Annotated in this window: 17 protein-coding genes; 12 read left to right on the forward strand and 5 right to left on the reverse strand. The window is 66.5% G+C overall.

Annotated elements, in window-relative coordinates:
* Window positions 1-17 precede the first annotated feature (17 nt).
* Window positions 18-362 carry an MGMT family protein gene (locus DSM100688_RS01695; RefSeq protein ID WP_152357428.1) on the forward strand — a complete coding sequence of 115 codons (345 nt, stop codon included), beginning with the start codon at window positions 18-20 and terminating at the stop codon, window positions 360-362.
* A 9-nt stretch (window positions 363-371) separates the two neighbouring features.
* On the opposite strand, the gene DSM100688_RS01700 is transcribed toward DSM100688_RS01695, so the two are convergent.
* The 5 genes from DSM100688_RS01700 to DSM100688_RS01720 all read right to left on the reverse strand — a co-directional run bounded on the left by DSM100688_RS01700 (window position 372) and on the right by DSM100688_RS01720 (window position 7,019).
* Window positions 372-1,787 carry a DNA-processing protein DprA gene (locus DSM100688_RS01700; protein ID WP_152357429.1) on the reverse strand — a complete coding sequence of 472 codons (1,416 nt, stop codon included), beginning with the start codon at window positions 1,785-1,787 and terminating at the stop codon, window positions 372-374.
* Window positions 1,784-3,319, reverse strand: coding sequence for a YifB family Mg chelatase-like AAA ATPase (locus DSM100688_RS01705; protein WP_152357430.1), 1,536 nt, complete (start codon window positions 3,317-3,319; stop codon window positions 1,784-1,786). The genes DSM100688_RS01700 and DSM100688_RS01705 overlap by 4 nt, the downstream gene beginning before the upstream one ends.
* Window positions 3,319-3,768 carry a YraN family protein gene (locus DSM100688_RS01710; RefSeq protein ID WP_152357431.1) on the reverse strand — a complete coding sequence of 150 codons (450 nt, stop codon included), beginning with the start codon at window positions 3,766-3,768 and terminating at the stop codon, window positions 3,319-3,321. The genes DSM100688_RS01705 and DSM100688_RS01710 overlap by 1 nt, the downstream gene beginning before the upstream one ends.
* 276 nt (window positions 3,769-4,044) lie before the next feature.
* Window positions 4,045-5,679 carry a substrate-binding domain-containing protein gene (locus DSM100688_RS01715; RefSeq protein ID WP_163146769.1) on the reverse strand — a complete coding sequence of 545 codons (1,635 nt, stop codon included), beginning with the start codon at window positions 5,677-5,679 and terminating at the stop codon, window positions 4,045-4,047.
* Window positions 5,680-5,801: 122 nt separating this feature from the next.
* Window positions 5,802-7,019: an NADP-dependent isocitrate dehydrogenase gene (locus tag DSM100688_RS01720; protein WP_152357432.1), complete on the reverse strand. Its 1,218-nt coding sequence runs from the start codon at window positions 7,017-7,019 to the stop codon at window positions 5,802-5,804.
* Between the two features lie 115 nt (window positions 7,020-7,134).
* Here DSM100688_RS01720 and DSM100688_RS01725 point away from each other — a divergent pair, with 115 nt between their 5' ends.
* The 11 genes from DSM100688_RS01725 (at window position 7,135) to rlmN (ending at window position 18,271) form a co-directional block, all read left to right on the forward strand.
* A complete protein-coding gene (locus DSM100688_RS01725) occupies window positions 7,135-8,256 on the forward strand; it encodes a GuaB3 family IMP dehydrogenase-related protein (RefSeq protein WP_152357433.1) in 1,122 nt (373 codons plus the stop codon).
* Between the two features lie 170 nt (window positions 8,257-8,426).
* A complete protein-coding gene (locus DSM100688_RS01730; RefSeq protein WP_152357434.1) occupies window positions 8,427-8,906 on the forward strand; it encodes an Rv3235 family protein in 480 nt (159 codons plus the stop codon).
* Window positions 8,907-8,994: 88 nt separating this feature from the next.
* Complete coding sequence (locus tag DSM100688_RS01735) at window positions 8,995-11,055, forward strand: AMP-dependent synthetase/ligase (RefSeq protein ID WP_152357435.1); 2,061 nt, start codon at window positions 8,995-8,997, stop codon at window positions 11,053-11,055.
* Complete coding sequence (locus tag DSM100688_RS01740; RefSeq protein WP_152357436.1) at window positions 11,052-11,540, forward strand: peptide deformylase; 489 nt, start codon at window positions 11,052-11,054, stop codon at window positions 11,538-11,540. Before DSM100688_RS01735 ends, DSM100688_RS01740 begins: the two co-directional genes overlap by 4 nt.
* 275 nt (window positions 11,541-11,815) lie before the next feature.
* Entirely contained in the window at window positions 11,816-12,649 is an 834-nt protein-coding gene (gene rpsB / locus DSM100688_RS01745; protein WP_152357437.1) for a 30S ribosomal protein S2, read from the forward strand.
* A 76-nt stretch (window positions 12,650-12,725) separates the two neighbouring features.
* Window positions 12,726-13,577 (forward strand): translation elongation factor Ts, encoded by an 852-nt coding sequence (gene tsf, locus DSM100688_RS01750; protein WP_152357438.1) that lies wholly within the window; start codon window positions 12,726-12,728, stop codon window positions 13,575-13,577.
* Window positions 13,578-13,764: 187 nt separating this feature from the next.
* Window positions 13,765-14,442, forward strand: a complete 678-nt coding sequence (locus tag DSM100688_RS01755; protein WP_239519274.1) for a hypothetical protein — start codon at window positions 13,765-13,767, stop codon at window positions 14,440-14,442.
* 116 nt (window positions 14,443-14,558) lie between these two features.
* Window positions 14,559-15,299: a UMP kinase gene (gene pyrH / locus DSM100688_RS01760; RefSeq protein WP_152357439.1), complete on the forward strand. Its 741-nt coding sequence runs from the start codon at window positions 14,559-14,561 to the stop codon at window positions 15,297-15,299.
* Between the two features lie 85 nt (window positions 15,300-15,384).
* Window positions 15,385-15,939, forward strand: a complete 555-nt coding sequence (frr, locus tag DSM100688_RS01765; protein ID WP_152357440.1) for a ribosome recycling factor — start codon at window positions 15,385-15,387, stop codon at window positions 15,937-15,939.
* 81 nt (window positions 15,940-16,020) lie between these two features.
* Window positions 16,021-17,007: a phosphatidate cytidylyltransferase gene (locus DSM100688_RS01770; protein ID WP_152357441.1), complete on the forward strand. Its 987-nt coding sequence runs from the start codon at window positions 16,021-16,023 to the stop codon at window positions 17,005-17,007.
* 73 nt (window positions 17,008-17,080) lie between these two features.
* Complete coding sequence (gene rlmN / locus DSM100688_RS01775; protein WP_152357442.1) at window positions 17,081-18,271, forward strand: dual-specificity RNA methyltransferase RlmN; 1,191 nt, start codon at window positions 17,081-17,083, stop codon at window positions 18,269-18,271.
* Window positions 18,272-18,279 lie beyond the last annotated feature (8 nt).

An 18,279-nucleotide genomic window follows, 5' to 3' on the forward strand; every position in this document is an offset into this window, starting at 1 on the left:
GCGCCATAATGGAACCCATGACAGTAGCATTCAACCAGCGGGTATACGACGTGGTGCGCCGCATACCGCGCGGCATGGTCGCCACCTACGGGCAGATCGCCTCGTTGGCCGGCAACCCGCGCAACGCACGATTCGTCGGATACGCCCTGCACGCCAACCCCGAACCCGGCGTGATCCCCTGCCATCGCGTCGTCTTCCGCGACGGTTCGCTCGCCCCCGGATTCGCCTTCGGCGGTCCCGACGAGCAACGCGCGCTCCTCGAAACTGAAGGCGTGCCGTTCATCCCGCCGCGGACCGACGACGGCAACGCCGGCGCCGACGGCTGGCGCGTCGACCTGTCCCGATGCCAATGGGACGCCTGACCGTTCGTCTCATCCGCACTCATGCGAGCCGACCACACGAGACCCCGCTTTTCCCTCCTTTCCGCCCTTCGACCGCACCGACACGACGCCATCCGCAACCGTCACCAGCCCATCGGCCTCCAACCGGCCCAGCAACGCCAACGCCCGACCGATCGACGGTACCCCATCCATCCGCTCGGCGATCGCCGCGACGCTCGCCGCGACCCGATCGCGCCGACAACGCCGCAGCGCCGCGGCCACCGAACGACACATCGCATCGCCGTCGTCGCGTTCGGCATCCGAACCGCCACACGATTCCGACGGCACGGGTGACGGCACGGCCGGCAGCACGGGCGCATGCGCCGGATGGCACACGCCCTCAGCGCTCGCCGACAACAGCAGGATCGCCCGGTTGTCGTGAATCAGCCTGTTGCATCCCGCATTGTGCGGTGTACCGGCGTCACCGGGCGCGGCATACACCTCACGGTTGAGCTCCGCGGCCCAATTCGCCGTATTGAGGGCGCCGGAACGCAGCCGGGCCTGCGTGACGACGACCGTGGATGCCAACGCCGCGATGATGCGGTTGCGCAGCAGAAACCGGCGGCCCTCCGGAACCGTGCCGGGCGGCAGTTCGCTGACCAGCGCACCGCCGTGCTCCACGATGGCCTCGAATAGCCGGCGGTTGCATTGCGGCCCGGCCAAATCCAATCCACCGGCGAACACCGCCACCGTACGTCCGATCGCGGTCCGATCCGGCGACCGATCCATCGCCGCCAACGCACCCCAATGTGCGGCCGCATCGGCGCCCATCGCCCCGCCGGAGACCACCAGATGACCGGCCAGCGCGGCACGCTCGCCGAACCCACGCGCCAACGCCCGGCCATACTCGTTCACGCCGCGCGAACCCACCACCGCCACCGGTTTCGAACAGCTCGTCAACGCGGCCGGATCGCCCACGCCCCACAGGCACAACGGAGGCGCCCAATCCTTGCGGATGGACAGATCGGCCAGCTGCGTCGGCCAGAACGGGCTTGACGGGTCGATGATCCACTGCGTGCCATGGGCCGTCAACCGCCGTTCCAGATCGGCCGGATCCAGTGACTCCAACCGTGCCAACCGCCGATGCCAGCCGGCCAACGCGGTGTGGAAGGCCTGCATGGCCCGCGTCGTGCGTTGACGACCCCACCGCGCCAATCCCACGGCGAACACGTCATCCAACGCGCGCCGGGCCGCACCCGCCCGAGACCCCTGAACCTCCCGTGGCCGTGCGTCGACGATCAGCCGCAGCAACGCCGTCGCGTCACCGTCGACGCCTTTGAGCGCGGCGACCATGATGGCATCCGCGCCGTCCAGACAACAGGTGAGCGTGGCGAGCGCCAACGTCTGCACGCCGGTCGTCAATGTCTGTGCACTGGCTGCGCCGTCTGCACCGATCCCGCCGGTCATCGCAGCCTCGTCCGCAACATGATGCCCTGATCGATCTCGTCAACGCCGGGTGAGACGCGCCCGCCCAGATCCGCCAACGTCCACGCCAACCGCATCGCACGATCCGCGCCACGCAGACTCAGCCGATGCGTCTCCAACGCATGATTGACCGACGCGATCACCTTCGCCGACGTCCGCGCACGCAGCCACTCTCCGGACGCCTGCGCATTGCACGACCACCCGTACGCGGCGAACCGTTCCCGCGCCACCGTCCGCGCCAGCACCACCATGCGGCGCATATCCCGACTGCTTTCCCGAGGCCGGCCATCATCCCCGCCGATACGATCGACGGGCGGCACCTCCACCTGAATGTCGATCCGATCGAGAATCGGACCCGACAGCCGCGCGAAATAACGGACCCGTTCCCGCTCACGACAGGTGCACCGCTCGCCGCTGCCATACGCGAACCCGCACGGACACGGATTCGCGGCCATGACCAACTGGAACCGTGCCGGATAATGCGTCGTGCCCTTCGCCCGCGACAACGACACATACCCGGATTCCAACGGCTCACGCAACGTCTGCAACGCCTGCGAGGAGAACTCCGGCGCCTCATCCATGAACAGCACGCCGCGATGCGCCCTCGTGATCGCGCCCGGACGCGCCAGCCCCGAACCGCCGCCGACCAGCGCGGCATTCGACGCGGTGTGATGCGGCGCCTCGAACGGCGGCACGTCACTGATGCCGAAATACGGCAGCGTCCCGCACAACGACCGTATCGACGCCACCTCCAGCTCCTCGTCGGCATTCAACGGGCACATGATGCCCGGCATGCGCGAGGCAAGCATCGTCTTGCCCGAACCCGGAGGGCCGACCATGATCACATGATGCCCGCCGGCGGCCGCCACCTGCAACGCCCACTTGGTCATATGCTGACCGACCACCTCGCCCATATCGCCCGCGACCGGCGGCGTGAACGGCTCGGCATCGGCACCGCAGGACGAGGCCGCCGGCGTGTCGGCCGGAATCCGATACCGCGCGTCACCGCCCATCAGCTCGATCAGCTCGCCGACATGACGGATACACGTCACCTCTAGACCCTCGACCAACGCGGCCTCCTGCGCATTGCCCTGCGGCACGATCATCCGCGGTATGCCGCGCTCGCGGGCGAGCAGCATGATCGGCAGCAGCCCCTGCACCGGCAGCACCGTGCCGTCGAGATTCACCTCGCCGAGCGTGATGGTGTGTTCGAGGCAGTCGTGCGGGATCACGCCCGATGCGCTCAGGATGCTCGCCGCGATCGCCAGATCGTGCGACGATCCGCGTTTCGGCATGGATGCGGGGGAGAGGTTGACCGTGACCCGGGTCTCCGGCCAGTGGAATCCGCTCGCCTGGCATGCGGACTTCACCCGTTCGCGCGATTCGCTGAGCGAGGCGTCGGGAAGTCCGACGACCGAGAAATGCGGCAGTCCCGGCGACACGAACGCCTGAACCTGCACGATGAAGGCCTTGAGTCCGAGCAATCCGACCGATAATGCGCTGCCGATGGCCATCAGAACGCCTCCCGGATGTGATTGACCGCCGGCTGGCCGTGCGACGGCACGGTGATGGCGATGACGTCGAACCGCACGCCGCGGTGGGCGAATCGGTGTTCGGGGTCGGTCAGCCACTGCACGCCGGCGCGTCGCAGTCCCATGCGTTTGCGTGCGGTCACCGCCTCCTGTGGAACGCCGAACCGCGTGCTGCGTCGCGTCTTGACCTCGACGAACAGGATGACGCGCTGATGCGTCAGCGCGATGAGGTCGATTTCGCCGTAGCGCGTCCGCCAGTTGCGGTCGAGGATCGTGCAGCCCTGCCGCTGCAGCCACAGGGCGGCGTAATCCTCGCCGAGCGAGCCGAGCCGTTTCGGATCGAGCGTGGGGTCCGCGAGCCGTGCGGCGAGCTCGCCCGTTGTGGACGTGGGGCTGATGGTGGTCTGGCTGGTGGTGATTGCAATGGTCATGGTTCCAGTGCACCAGACCCGTGCCGGGGCGCACAAGGCCAACCGGGCAATGTGGACGCAAACGGCGACGCTCGGCGTGTTGTGGATAACTCGATGTGGACAAGTAGGGGGTATATTGCCCCGTAATCGTTGCCGTTGCTGGGCTGAGGCGTTGTGGATAACCGTCGGCGGCGGGATGGGTCACGGTGTCGCGCGCCACTGAACCGTCACCGGATCGTCACTGGGCCGTCACTAGGCCGCCGGCGAACCGTCACCGGCGGGCACCGCGGACGGGCCCTACAGGCCGGCTTCCGCCAACGAGATGTAGCCCGTGTCGATCAGCGTGGCCTTGAGGTTCGATGCGCTCACCGCGAGCAGATCCTCGCTGATGACGGGGGTCGTCTTGCCGTTGATCTTGGCCGAGCCCAATGCGGCCACGTCGGCCTTGCTGAGCTTGGACCCGGCGTTGAGCGCGAGGCTCGCCTTCGCCACGTCGTCCGCCAGCGCGTCGCGGTTCTCGAGCGCGGTCATCCACTGCTGGCCGGCGACGATCTGCGGCATCGAGTCGACGTATGCGCCGTACCCCGTGACGATGGGCCAGCGGGCGTTGATCGTCTCGGCGTTCTTCGCGGCGTCGGCATCGTCGTTGCCATCGGTCGTCTCGCCGTCCGCTTCGGGGGCCTTGATCGGATCGGGCACCTTGCCGCGTTGCAGGTCCTTCTTGCCGGTGATGTTCTCCACGATGCCCGAAATGGTGATCTCCGGATTGATGTCGGCCGCGGAACCCGTATAGCCCAGATCGGTCAGCTCCTTGACCACGCCCGACGCGACGTAGTCGTTCATCGCGATGATGCCGTCGATGCGCGTATGCGTCTTCGCGTGGTCGTCCATGCCCAGCCGCCGGCGCAGCTCGTCGCGCACGTCCGTGTCCTTGGACGAGGCGAACGCGACGTTCATCCAATCGTCGTCGCCGGTGTCCGCGGTCAGCATGCCGGACGGGCTCACCGCCTGCCCGGACCGGAAATACGGCTGCAGCACCGACCATACGCCCTTGAACGCCGCCTTGGCGAAGGCTGCGCTGTCGTCCGAAGGCGTCGCGTCCTGCGCATCGCCGGACGCCGAACCGTCCGTGGCGGCGACGCTGTACGGCAGCAGCACCTCGATGTTCTTGGGATTGTCGACGCTCGTCTTGTCCAGTTCGAGTTTGTCGGCCAGCTTGCGCGCCTGCACGGCGCCGATCTGTTCCGCGGTGGACATGCGCACGTAGACGTCCGGCTGGAATCCGGGGATCGTACCGGCTAGCAGGATCACGTGCATGCCGTTCTCCTGCGCGAGACGCAGCGCGGACGCGAGCCGTTCGACCGCCTCGGTATCGGTGCCCTCGGTGCTGCCCTTCGCGTCGGCGGTGCCGCCGTCGGTGCTGTTCGCGACGGTCTGGTCGAGATAATCGCCGTACTGGCGGACCGTGTCGTCAGGCGACGTGACCGGGGCGACGACGAGCGTCGTATGCTTCGCGTCGGCCGTGTCGGTGGCATCGGACTGGGCCGCGTCTGATTGGGCTGCGTCGGATGCGGACACGCCGGAGACCACGTAGTCCTGGATGTCGCGGCTCTGCTTGTCGAGATCGTCGGCGGAGGACGCCATGATGCGTTTCTTGGCCACGCCGGCGTCCCGCAACGATTGCGTCAGCGCCGGAACGAACTTCGTCCACTTGTTCAGCGGCGTGTTGCCGGAGATGGTCACACCGTCGGACGGCGTGAAGATCGCCACCGCGCCGGCCGACGCGGTCTGCGACTGCGTGCCGTTCGTCTGGGCGTCCGCGTTGTCCGACGTCGGCCCGTCCGGCGCGCAGGCGGCAAGGCCCAGCGTCATGGCAAGGCATGCCGCCATCGACGTCATGCGCCGCACGGCGCGTCCGATTCGCAAGGCCATGATCCATCCTCCCCAACATGGCGGTCGGTTATGCTGAGATGATTCTAGTAGGTCGGGTATGAAAAAGCCCGGATGCGTGCTGATCCACGCATCCGGGCCGTGCCGGTCTGCCGACGTGCCGGTCAGTGCAGCGCCTTGGCGAGGTTCTCGTCGAGCGCGTTCATGAAGCCCTCGGTGTCGAGCCACGGCTGGTCGGGGCCGATGAGCATCGCGAGGTCCTTGGTCATCTGGCCTCCTTCCACGGTGTTCACGATCACCTTCTCCAGCGTTTCGGCGAAGTGACGCACCTCGGGCGTGCCGTCGAGGTCGGCGCGGTGCTTGAGACCGCCCGTCCATGCGAAGATCGACGCGATCGGGTTCGTGGAGGTCTTCTCGCCCTTGAGCCAGCGGCGGTAGTGGCGCGTCACCGTGCCGTGCGCGGCCTCGGCCTCCACGGTCTGGCCGTCCGGGGTCATGAGCACCGAGGTCATCAGGCCCAGCGAGCCGAAGCCCTGCGCCACGGAATCGGACTGCACGTCGCCATCGTAGTTCTTGCATGCCCAGATGTAGCCGCCATGCCACTTGAGCGAGCTGGCCACCATGTCGTCGATCAGGCGGTGCTCGTAGGTGAGCCCCTCGGCTTCGAAGCGGTCCTTGTACTCCGTCTCGTACACTTCGGCGAAGATGTCCTTGAACTGGCCGTCGTACGCCTTGAGGATCGTGTTCTTCGTGGACAGGTACACGGGGTAGTGGCGCATCAGGCCGTAGTTGAAGCAGGCGCGCGCGAAGCCGCGGATCGAATCGTTCACGTTGTACTGCACCTGCGCCACGCCGCCGTCCGGGCCGTAGTCGTAGACGACGTGCTGGATCGGCTCCGAACCGTCCTCCGGGGTGAACGTGACGGTCAGCCGGCCGGCCCCCGGCACCTTGAAGTCGGTGGCCTTGTACTGGTCGCCGAACGCGTGGCGGGCCACGACGATCGGCTTCGTCCAGCCGGGCACGAGACGCGGCACGTTGCTCATGACGATAGGCTCGCGGAAGATCGTGCCGCCCAGGATGTTGCGGATCGTGCCGTTCGGGGACTTCCACATCTTCTTGAGACCGAACTCCTTGACGCGTGCCTCGTCGGGCGTGATCGTGGCGCATTTGACGCCGACGTGCTCGCGCTGGATCGCATGGGCCGCGTCGATGGTGACCTGGTCGTCGGTGGCGTCGCGGTTCTCGATGCCCAGATCGTAATAGTCGAGATTCACATCCAGATAGGGCAGGATCAGCCGATCCTTGATGTCCTTCCAGATGACGCGCGTCATCTCGTCGCCGTCGAGTTCGACGACGGTGCCTTCGACCTTGATTTTGGCCATGTTGTCTCCTTAATGGACTGGCGGATATGGGTCAAGTCATAGCGCATGTTTGTAACGGGCGGGCGTGCCGTATCCGAAACGCGGACTGTCACGACTCGGCATTAGCCTTGGCATCATGTCTCAGGAAATTGAAATCGGTTTGGGCAAGAAGGGCCGTCTGGCCTACTCGCTGGACGATGTCGCCATCGTCCCCTCCCGTCGTACGCGCGATCCCGAGGACGTGTCGACCTCATGGCAGGTGGACGCCTACGAGTTCGACGTGCCGGTCATCGGCGCGCCGATGGATTCGGTGACCAGCCCGGCGACCGCGATCGCCATGGGCAAGCTCGGTGCGCTCGGCGTGCTGGACCTCGAGGGTCTGTGGACCCGCTACGAGGATCCGGAGCCGCTGCTTGCCGAAATCGCCGATCTGCCGGCCGACAAGGCCACCTCCCGCATTCAGGAGATCTACGCCGAGCCGGTCAAGCCGGAACTCATCACCGAGCGTCTGCACGAGATCCGTGACGCGGGCGTGACCGTCGCCGGCGCGCTGTCGCCGCAGCGCACCCAGCAGTTCTACTCCACGGTGCTCGAAGCGGGCGTCGACCTGTTCGTCATCCGCGGCACCGTCGTGTCCGCCGAGCACGTCAGCCAGGATCACGAGCCGCTCAACCTCAAGAAGTTCATCTACGACCTTGACGTGCCGGTCATCGTTGGCGGCGCGGCCAACTACACCGCGGCCCTGCACCTCATGCGCACCGGCGCCGCCGGCGTGCTGGTCGGCTTCGGTGGCGGCGCGGTCTCCGCGACCCGCAAGACGATCGGCGTGCATGCGCCGATGGCTACCGCCATCGCCGATGTGGCCGAGGCTCGCCGCGACTACATGGACGAGTCGGGCGGCCGCTACGTGCAGGTCATCGCCGACGGCGGCATGGGCGACTCCGGCAGCTTCGTCAAGGCCCTCGCCATGGGCGCCGACGCCGTGATGCTCGGCGCGCCGCTCGCCCGCGCCACCGAGGCGCCGGGCCATGGCAAGCACTGGGGTTCCGAGGCCCGTCACCAGACGCTGCCGCGCGGCTTCCGTACGGACGTCGGCACGGTCGGCTCCCTCGAGCAGATCCTGTTCGGGCCGAGCCATCAGGCGGACGGCCAGGTGAACTACATCGGCGCGCTGCGCCGTGCGATGGCCTCCACCGGCTACGTGGACGTCAAGAACTTCCAGCGCTGCAACGTGGTCGTCACGCCGTACGGCCGCTGACCGGCGGTCGGGTTCCGATCGGTTTTTGCAAACGTTGTCCATAACGGGCGCCCGTCGATTTGACGGGTGCCCGTTTCTATGTTGAGGTGGTGTCATGCCGTCGTGGTCGACGGTGCGGCGTCCGTTATGACAACGTTCGCTATTCAAGAGAGATCAAGGAAACAACCATCGTGAACCAACGCCTCTTCTCGCTGTGGCAACGCAATCCCATCCCGCCCTTCGAAGGGTTCCTCTTCATCGAACTGTCGAAGAAGCCGGTGCCCTACCGCATCGCACGATGCTTCGCAGGGCAGATCGACGCACGGCAATGCCATGCGTTGGCGCTGTCGTCCTGCCACATCTCCTGCATGGCCACCGACATGGTGCGCGGCCGGCTGCCCCGGGCCAAGCTGCAGCGCAGCGTCACCAGCCCCTGCCTGCGCAAGCTCGACACGATGGCCATGCTGCTGCGCGGCGACAACCTGCCCGGCCAGGGCCATCCGATGGGAACGCTGCCCGTCATCCCGCAATCCCTGCACGGCATGCTGGTCAGCCCCACCCGCATCGAGGTCGCCGTCCACCTGACCATCGGACTGGAGCATCATTGGGTGAACCTCATCCTGCAGGAGACCGGCAGCCGCTGGATGTGCGTGATGGTCGACGTCGGCTGACGCGGCGATCCGGCTCCCGCCCGCCGTCGATCGCCGATCGGCCGGACCACGGCCGCGGCGAGGGCCGGCACGCGTTATAGTACTTACTATGTTGCGTGAATATTCCGTGGATACGATTCGGCCAACCACCGAGAAGGACACCATATACTCGCTGCTCGCCAACAGGGTCGAGCGCGATCCCGACGACCTCATCGCCCAATGGCAGGACGACGAGACCCGTCAATGGCACGACGTCACCGCTGGGCAGATGAACGAACGGGTGCGCCAGATCGCCAAGGGCCTGATGGGCCTCGGCGTGAAGGCCGGCAGCATGGTCGTCATCTATTCGGCCACCTGCTACGAGTGGGGCGTCGTCGACTTCGCCTGCGCGGCCATCGGCGCGGTCAGCGTGCCGATCTACGAGACCGACTCGTCCAAGCAGGCCGCGAACATCGTCGGCGACGTCGATCCGGTCATCGCCTTCGCCGGCGACTACGCGCACGCGCAGACGCTCGACCAGATCCGCGAGGGTCGAGACGGCCTCAAGTACGTCTTCAACTTCAAGGCGTCCGGGCTCGACGCGGTGGCCGACTTCGGCGAATCGGTCACCGACGCCGAACTCGACGCGGCCATCGCGCGCGTGCAGGCCGACGACATGGCCACCATCGTCTACACCTCCGGCTCCACCGGCAAGCCGAAGGGCGCGATGCTCTCGCACCGCAACTTCACCCACACCGTGCTCAACGGCTACGAGGTGCTCAACGACATGCTCTACCAGCCGAGCCGTCTGCTGCTGTTCCTCCCGCTGGCGCACTGCTTCGCACGCTACATCCAGTACGTGGCGATCGGTTCGCACGGCGTGGTCGGCTACATCCCGGGCGCCAAGCACCTGCTGGCCGATCTGCGCGGCTTCAAGCCCACCTACCTGCTCGGCGTGCCGCGCGTGTTCGAAAAGGTGTACAACGCCGCCTCGCAGAAGGCCGGCGCCGGCATCCAGGGCCGCGTGTTCGCCAAGGCGGTCGCGCATTTCGTGCAGTGGTCGAAGGATGCCCAGGACAGCGGACGCCATTCGGTCAAGGCACGCATCGAGCACGCGTTCTTCATGAAGACCGTCGGCTCGTCCATCCGCTCCGCGCTCGGACCGAACCTCAAGTACCTCGCCTGCGGCGGCGCGCCCCTCAATGTCGATCTCGCCCACTTCTTCAACGGCATGGACGGCATCACGTTCATCCAGGGCTACGGCATGACCGAAACCGCGGCGCCCTGCATGGTCAACTTCCAGGACTCCAACCGCGTCGGCTCGGTCGGCCACCCCGGCTGCGCCGAAGTGAAGCTGGCCGACGACGACGAGCTGCTCATCCGCGGCGAGAGCGTCTTCCTCGGCTACTACAAGCAGCCCAAGCTCACCGCCGAGGTGATGGAGCCGGACGGATGGCTGCACACCGGCGACCTCGCGACGATCGACGACGACGGATTCATCTACATCACCGGCCGCAAGAAGGACATCATCATCACCGCGGGCGGCAAGAACATCAGCCCGGCGCCGATGGAGGACACGATCGGCACCTGCCCGATCGTGTCGCACGCGGTCGTGATCGGCGACGGCAAGCCGTTCGTCGCGGCGCTGATCGAGCTCGACCCCGAGATGACCCGGTCGTGGCTCGAGGCGCAGGGGCTCGATCCCGACATGCCGATGAGCGAGGTGGCCCAGTCCGACGCGGTGCGCGCCTTCATCCAGCAGTACGTGGACCAGGCGAACAGCAACGTGTCGCGCGCCGAATCCGTGCGTAAGTTCGCCATCCTCGACGACGAATTCAGCCAGGACAAGGGCACGCTGACCGCCAGCCTGAAGGTCGTGCGTCCGAAGGTGCTGCAGCGGTACGCCGACGTGATCGACAACGTGATCTACACGTCCAAGTCGCCCGCGCGCCCGCTGCCCAAGACCGTGCAGATCCTCGACAAGACCACCGAAACGGTCAAGCAGGCGTCCGAAAGCGTCAAGCAGGCGTCCGAGAACGTCACGCCGATGGTTCGGCAGGCGTTTGATACCATGCAGGACAGAATCAAACGGCAGCAGGCTGACGGCGACGCGTCCGAACGCGACGAGACGGCCGAGCCCGCCGCGGCCGGCGACGGCCAGTCCGACAACCACGAGGAGAGCAGCAAGTGACCATCCGAGAAATCCGCGTCGTCCCCGACCCCGTCCTGCGTACGCCATGCGACGAGATCACGGCCATCACCCCGGCCGTGCGCCGTCTGGTCGACGACCTGCTCGAAACCGTCGACGACCCGGGCCGCGCCGGCCTGTCGGCCAACCAGATCGGCGTGAGCCTGCGCGCCTTCTCGTACAACATCGACGGCAAGATCGGCTACATCCTCAATCCGGTCATGGAGGAGCGGCGCGGCGAACAGTACGGCGACGAGGGATGCCTGTCGGTGCCCGGCCTGTGGTACAAGACGCGGCGCGCCGACTACGCGCGCGTGCGCGGCATCGACCTCGACGGCAACGAGGTCGTGCTCGAAGGCAGCGGCCTCATGGGACGCATGCTCCAGCACGAATGCGACCATCTCGACGGCCACGTCTATCTCGACCGCCTCGAAAAGGAGGAGCGCCGAGAAGCCCTGCGCTATATGCGCGCCCACGGCGCCAAGTGACGGCCCCGCGCACGGCCGACGGCCCGGATCGTCCCGACGGAGGATCCGGGCCGTTTTTGTATATGCCGTGTAATATCCTGAATCCTTGTGCGTCATCCGGCAATGGTCGCAGTCGCAGGCGGCCCGAGCCAACCGATATTGTCAACCGACGCACACCATATCGCGCCATGTCCGCGACGGCCTGTGTCGGTCGGCCGGAGTCCCGCCAAGACGGGGCCGAGGCTGCACGCAGGCGCGCATGGCCAGGCAATAACCGACAAGAAAGGTAGTGCACTATGGCACAGATCACGATGAGCGAAATGCTCAAGGCCGGCCTCCACTTCGGCCACCAGACCCGCCGCTGGAACCCGAAGATGAAGCAGTTCATCCTCACCCAGCGCAACGGCATCCACATCATCAACCTGTTCAAGTCGCTCGAAATGATCGACAAGGCGTACGACTTCATCAAGACCACGGTCGCCCACAACGGCACCGTGCTGTTCGTCGGCACCAAGAAGCAGGCCCAGGAAGCCGTGGCCGCGCAGGCGACCCGCGTGAACATGCCGTATGTCTCCGAGCGTTGGCTCGGCGGCATGCTGACCAACTTCCAGACCGTCTCCAAGCGCGTGAGCCGCCTCAAGGAGCTCGAGGAGATGGACTTCTCCGACGTGCACGGCTCCGGTCTGACCAAGAAGGAGCTGCTGCTGCTCGAGCGCGAGAAGGACAAGCTGGAGAAGCAGCTTGGCGGCATCCGCAACATGGGCCGCACCCCCTCCGCGATGTTCGTCGTCGACATCAACAAGGAAGCCCTGGCCGTCGAGGAAGCCCACAAGCTGGGCATCCCGGTCGTGGCCCTCGTCGACACCAACGCCGATCCGGAAGCCGTCGAGTACCCGATCCCGGCCAACGACGACGCCATCCGCGGCATCGAGCTGCTGACCAGCCTCATGGCCGACGCCGTGGCCGATGGCCTGCTGGAGCGTTCCGGCAAGGCCGCCAAGGCCGAGGGCGAGACCGAGCAGCCGATGGCCGCTTGGGAGAAGGAGCTGCTGACCGAGGGCAACGCCGAGCAGGCCGCCCCGGCCGAGGCCGCTCCCGCCGCTGAGGCTGAGGGCGAAACCCAGGCCTGAGCATCCGTTATGATGGGAGACGGCAACGTCTCCCATTCATATATGGGAACACAACGAATCTAGAGGAGACAAACCAATGGCAGCAATCACTGCAGCTCTGATCAAGCAGGTGCGCGAGGAGACCGGCGCCGGCATGATGGACGTCAAGAAGGCCCTCACCGAGGCCGAAGGCGACGTGGCCCGCGCCAAGGAGATCATCCGCGCCAAGGGCATCCAGGCCGCCGGCAAGCGCGAAGGCCGCAAGGCCCAAGAAGGCACCATCGCCTCCAAGGTCGTCGAGACCGCCGAAGGCCAGACCGGCTACGCCGTCGAGCTGAACTCCGAGACCGACTTCGTGGCCAAGACCCCGAAGTTCGTCGAGTTCGCCGACACCGTGCTCGGCTACGCCGTGGCCGCCGACGCCAACTCCGTCGACGAACTGCTCGAGGCCAAGGCCGAGGACGGCACCGTCAAGGTCGCCATCGAAGAGGCCGCCGCCCTGTTCGGCGAGCACGTCAAGGTCGGCCAGTTCGCCAAGATCTCCGGCCCGCACGTCGAGATCTACGCGCACAAGAAGTCCGCCGAGATGCCGCCGAGCATCGTCGCCATGATCGCCACCGACGAAGCCGGCGCCGCCGTGGCGCACGAGGCCGCCCTGCAGATCTCCGCCATGGGCGCCAAGTGGCTGACCCGCGAGGACGTCCCGGCCGACGTGGTCGAGTCCGAGCGCCGCGTGGCCACCGAGAAGTCCTTGGCCGAAGGCAAGCCGGAGAAGATCGTCCCGAAGATCGTCGAGGGCCGTCTCAACGCCTTCTACAAGGAAGTCGTGCTGCTCGAGCAGCCGTTCGTCAAGGATCCGTCCAAGACCGTCGGCAAGCTGTTCGAAGAGGTCGGCGGCAAGGCCGTCGCCTTCGCCCGCGTCGAGGTCGGCAAGGGTGAGGAGGAGTGAGCCTGACACGGCTCGCCCGTCCGCGGCGTCGGCGGTGATGCGCCCGCGCAGGACCGCCGCGCGATAAGGACCGCATGAGGGCGGCCCGCACCCATCGTGGTGCGGGCCGCCCTCATGCTTATCGCCGCGCACGCCGCGACGACGGGTTATAGTGGTGTGTTGGTTCGAAACGAGGGGAGTGCATGCGATGATAGCGACGACAATGGGCCAAGGCGGCGTGACGCCGACCTACACGATGAGCGCATGGCGCAAGAACCGTATCCCGGCGGGGCGGGCCGGCAGACGCGTGCTGCTCATGCCCGGCACCGGCTACAACTGCGACCGTCCGCTGCTGTACTACACGGCGATGGCGCTGATCGAAGACGGATGGTACGCCAACCGGCTCGACGTGAACGCCGACCTGTCCAAGACCCCGGCGACGCGTATCTTCGCGATGCTCGACGAGGCGGTGGATCGCTGGTTCGGCGCCGTGCGCGCGGATGCCGGCGACGGCGACATGCCGCAGCTCCTGATCGTCGGCAAGTCGCTGTCGACGTTCATCTACCCGCACGTCGCACGGCTCGGCCTGCCGATGGCGCTGCTCACCCCGGTGTTCTCCCCGGCCGATTTCGATCCGGCGCGATCGGTCATCCCCGTTCCCGGCGACGCCGACTATCATGCGAGCGACGCGCCGGCACCGCTGATCTGCGCCGGCACCGCCGACCCGTTATACGAATCCGGCCGCGCGCACCGTCTCAGCACGCTCATCCACGAGTATCCCCGCGCCAACCATTCGATCGAGGTCCCCGGCGACTGGCGCACCTCCATGCGCTATCTCGGCGACGTCGTCGAACACGTGGCCGCATACGCCGCATCCCTGCGCTGAGCAACCGCAGCATGTCGCTACCGGCACTGTCGTCTATTGCGGATAGTCTGAGAGACGGTAAATTTTGCGGCACCGCGGCACTGTCAGGCCGCGGGCCGTCCGAAGAAAGGCTGTGTATGACTGGAGAAACCAAGCCTCGCAGAGTACTGCTCAAGCTGTCCGGCGAAGCGTTCGGCGGCGGCAAGGTCGGCATCGACACGCACGTGGTGCGTCGCATCGCCGAAGAGATCGTCCCCGCCGTCAAGCAGGGCGTGCAGGTCGCGATCGTGACCGGCGGCGGCAACTTCTTCCGCGGCGCCGAACTGCAGCAGGCCGGCATCGACCGCTCCCGCGGCGACTACATGGGCATGCTCGGCACGGTGATGAACTGCCTCGCGCTGCAGGACTTCCTCGAGCAGGAAGGCCAGGCCACCCGCGTGCAGACCGCCATCACCATGGGCCAGGTCGCCGAGCCGTACATTCCGCTCAAGGCCATCCGCCACCTCGAAAAGGGCCGCGTCGTGATCTTCGGCGCCGGCGCCGGCATGCCGTACTTCTCCACCGACACCGTGTCCATCCAGCGTTCGCTCGAAATTCACTGCGACGAGGTGCTCATGGGCAAGAACGGCGTGGACGGCGTGTATACCGCGGATCCGCGCAAGCACCCCGAGGCCAAGCGCTTCGCCACGCTCGACTACAACCGCGCGCTCGTCGACAACCTCGCCGTCATGGACGCCTCCGCGCTGTCCATGGCCCGCGACAACAAGCAGTGCATCCGCGTGTTCGGCCTCGAGGGCGCCGGCAACGTGACCAAGGCGCTGCTTGGCGACAACATCGGCACGCTCGTGTCCGCCGCCGAGTCCAGCCTCGCCGAATAAGGCGCCGGACCCGCGCGACGGCATGCGCCGCGCATTCAACGAAGAACCAACGCAACCGACCAACCAACACAAAGGAGCACACATCATGGCTAGCCTCATCGATCAGGCCAAGGAACAGATGAAGAAGACCGTCGAGAACACCAAGGAGAACTTCTCCGGCATCCGCACCGGCCGTGCCAACCCGGCGCTGCTCAACGGCATCACCGTCGAATCCTACGGTATGACCATGCCGCTTAAGTCCGTCGCCACCATCGGCGTGCCGGAACCGCGCACCCTGTCCGTCTCCCCGTTCGACCCGTCCCAGGCGAACGCCGTCGAGAAGGCGCTGCGCGACTCCGACCTCGGCGCCTCTCCGCGCCGTGACGGCAACGTGATCCGCCTGACCATGCCGGAACTTACCGAGGAACGCCGCAAGGAGTACGTCAAGCTCGCCAAGACCAAGTCCGAGGAGGGCAAGGTCGCCGTGCGCAACATCCGCCGTAAGACCAAGGAGACCATCGACAAGTCCGTCAAGGACGGCGACATGGGCGAGGACGAGGGCGATCGTCTGCTCAAGGAGCTCGACAAGGTCACCAAGCAGGTCACCGACGAACTCGACGCCCTGCTTGAGACCAAGCAGAAGGAGATCATGGAGGTCTGACCTCCACCATGGGTCGTCCCGTCCGTTCGCCGGGCAGGACGACCTCGCCGGACGGACGTTCAGCAGAGCAGGAGGCATGCGATGGAGACGCGCGAGCAACGCGAGCACGAGGCCGAGGAGGCCATCGACGCGATCAACAAGAAGACCGGGCGCAACATGCCCCAGGCCATCGGCACCGCCGTGGTGCTCATCGCGATCATCCTCGCATGCCTGCTCGTCAGCATCGACCTGTTCGTCGTCCTGCTGGTCGTGTTCATGATCCTCGCGCTGTGGGAGTTGCGCGTCGACTTCGCCACCGCGGGACTGCACATTCCCGTCGTCGTGCTGTGGATCTGTTCGACCGTGACCCTGATCGCGACCTACTATGCGCCGCGCCACATCGCCACCATGGCCATGTGCATGCTGGTCTCGTCCGTGCTGGTGACCCTGGCCGCCAGCGCCAAGCTCAGCATCGGCACGCGTCTGTCGACCGCAGTGGCCGCCAAACTCGCCAGCACCGATGCCGGCGCGCGGCTCGAATCGTCGTTCAACCACGAGGGCGGCGAGCAGCATCACAGCCGTCTCAGCCACGTCGCCGTGTCGCTGTTCACGCTCCTGTACATCCCGCTGCTGGGATCCTGCATCGTGATCGCCCTGACCTTCAACGCCCACCCCGTCGCGCACGCCATCATGCTCGTGTTCCTGCCGGCTCTCAGCGACACCGGCGGGCTGTTCGCCGGCGCCTGGTTCGGCAAGCACAAGCTCAGCCCGCGCATCTCCCCGAAGAAATCGGTGGAGGGCCTCGTCGGCTCCATGCTGTTCGCGATGGCCGGCGCATTCGCTATCTTCGCCTGCACCTACGATCCGTCGCTGTGGGCGTCGCGCTGGTGGGTGCCCGTCGTCGCCGGCATCATGGTGGGCGTCGTCGGCACGTTCGGCGACCTGTGCGCCTCCATGCTCAAGCGCGACATCGGCATCAAGGACATGGGCCACCTGCTCAAAGGCCACGGCGGCGTGATGGACCGTATCGACTCCATCTTGCTGTCCGCGCCGTTCACCTGCCTGCTGCTGTGGGCCACCGGACTGTGATCATCGATCCCCGGCCCGTGGCGCCGTATCCGGCGCCGATCATCGTCATGACCGTGTTGCGGAAGGACTGCAGATGACCGAACACCATTCCGATACGCCCGAAACCGGCATCACGCCGGGCGGCACCACCGGCGCGTTCCGCGACGTGCTGTCCAAGGACCATGCCCGCCGCGGCAAGCCGCCGCTGCACTTCGCCGATATGACGACCGACCAGCGCATCGCCAAGGCGGCCGAACTCGGTCTGCCGAAATTCCGCGTCAAGCAGCTCGCGAACCACTATTACGGCCATTTCGACGTGAACGCCGCCGAATTCACCGATTTTCCCGCGGCCAAGCGCGACGAGGCGGCCCGTGCGTTCTTCCCCGAACTCATCCATGAGGTCACGCGTCAGGTGGCGGACAGCGGCACCACCATCAAGATCCTGTGGCGGCTGTTCGACGGGTCGCACATCGAATCCGTGCTCATGCGCTATCCGACGCGCACCACGCTGTGCATCTCCAGTCAGGTCGGTTGCGGCATGGGATGCCCGTTCTGCGCCACCGGCAAGCTCGGCCTCACCCGCAACATGTCGGCCGGCGAGATCCTCGAACAGGTGCGCGTCGCCGCGCGCATGATGCGCGACGGCGAGGTCGCCGGCGGCCCGGGGCGCCTGAGCAACATCGTGTTCATGGGCATGGGCGAGCCGATGGGCAACTACAACTCGGTGCTGTCGGCCGTCCGCCAGATCAGCGCCATGCCGCCGGAGGGCTTCGGTATCTCCGCGCGCAACATCACCGTCTCCACCGTCGGCGTCGTTCCCGGCATCAAGAGGCTCACCGCCGAGGGCATCCCGGTGCGCCTCGCCGTGTCGCTGCACGCGCCGAGCGACGAGCTGCGCGACGAGCTCGTACCGATGAACCGGCGCTTCAACACCACGCAGGTGCTCGACGCCGCGCACGACTACTATCTCGCGTCGAAACGCCGTGTGAGCATCGAATACGCGTTGATGCGCGGCATCAACGACCAGGCCGAGCATGCGCGCCTGCTCGCCAAGCGGCTCAACCACTACGGCGACGACTGGGTGCACGTCAACCCCATCCCGCTCAACCCGATCGAGGGGTCGCGCTGGACGGCGTCGAAGCCCGAGGACGAACAGCGGTTCCTCGACATCCTGCACGCCGCCGGCATCACCGCCACGCTACGCGACACGCGCGGACAGGACATCGACGGCGCCTGCGGCCAGCTTGCGGCCAAGACCAAGGAGTCGTTCGGACAGAGCGCGTAGGCCGTGCG

It is taken from the genome of Bifidobacterium ramosum (assembly GCF_009299505.1).
In the GTDB taxonomy this organism is placed as follows: Bacteria; Actinomycetota; Actinomycetes; order Actinomycetales; family Bifidobacteriaceae; genus Bifidobacterium; species Bifidobacterium ramosum.

What these genes read in the sequence shown, in the direction of transcription:
- DSM100688_RS01695 (WP_152357428.1), top strand. Translation starts at nt 18, where the DNA reads ATGACAGTAGCATTCAACCAGCGGGTATACGACGTGGTGCGCCGCATA.
- DSM100688_RS01700 (WP_152357429.1), bottom strand. Translation starts at nt 1,787, where the DNA reads ATGACCGGCGGGATCGGTGCAGACGGCGCAGCCAGTGCACAGACATTG.
- DSM100688_RS01705 (WP_152357430.1), bottom strand. Translation starts at nt 3,319, where the DNA reads ATGGCCATCGGCAGCGCATTATCGGTCGGATTGCTCGGACTCAAGGCC.
- DSM100688_RS01710 (WP_152357431.1), bottom strand. Translation starts at nt 3,768, where the DNA reads ATGACCATTGCAATCACCACCAGCCAGACCACCATCAGCCCCACGTCC.
- DSM100688_RS01715 (WP_163146769.1), bottom strand. Translation starts at nt 5,679, where the DNA reads ATGGCCTTGCGAATCGGACGCGCCGTGCGGCGCATGACGTCGATGGCG.
- DSM100688_RS01720 (WP_152357432.1), bottom strand. Translation starts at nt 7,019, where the DNA reads ATGGCCAAAATCAAGGTCGAAGGCACCGTCGTCGAACTCGACGGCGAC.
- DSM100688_RS01725 (WP_152357433.1), top strand. Translation starts at nt 7,135, where the DNA reads ATGTCTCAGGAAATTGAAATCGGTTTGGGCAAGAAGGGCCGTCTGGCC.
- DSM100688_RS01735 (WP_152357435.1), top strand. Translation starts at nt 8,995, where the DNA reads ATGTTGCGTGAATATTCCGTGGATACGATTCGGCCAACCACCGAGAAG.
- rpsB (WP_152357437.1), top strand. Translation starts at nt 11,816, where the DNA reads ATGGCACAGATCACGATGAGCGAAATGCTCAAGGCCGGCCTCCACTTC.
- tsf (WP_152357438.1), top strand. Translation starts at nt 12,726, where the DNA reads ATGGCAGCAATCACTGCAGCTCTGATCAAGCAGGTGCGCGAGGAGACC.
- DSM100688_RS01755 (WP_239519274.1), top strand. Translation starts at nt 13,765, where the DNA reads ATGATAGCGACGACAATGGGCCAAGGCGGCGTGACGCCGACCTACACG.
- pyrH (WP_152357439.1), top strand. Translation starts at nt 14,559, where the DNA reads ATGACTGGAGAAACCAAGCCTCGCAGAGTACTGCTCAAGCTGTCCGGC.
- frr (WP_152357440.1), top strand. Translation starts at nt 15,385, where the DNA reads ATGGCTAGCCTCATCGATCAGGCCAAGGAACAGATGAAGAAGACCGTC.
- DSM100688_RS01770 (WP_152357441.1), top strand. Translation starts at nt 16,021, where the DNA reads ATGGAGACGCGCGAGCAACGCGAGCACGAGGCCGAGGAGGCCATCGAC.
- rlmN (WP_152357442.1), top strand. Translation starts at nt 17,081, where the DNA reads ATGACCGAACACCATTCCGATACGCCCGAAACCGGCATCACGCCGGGC.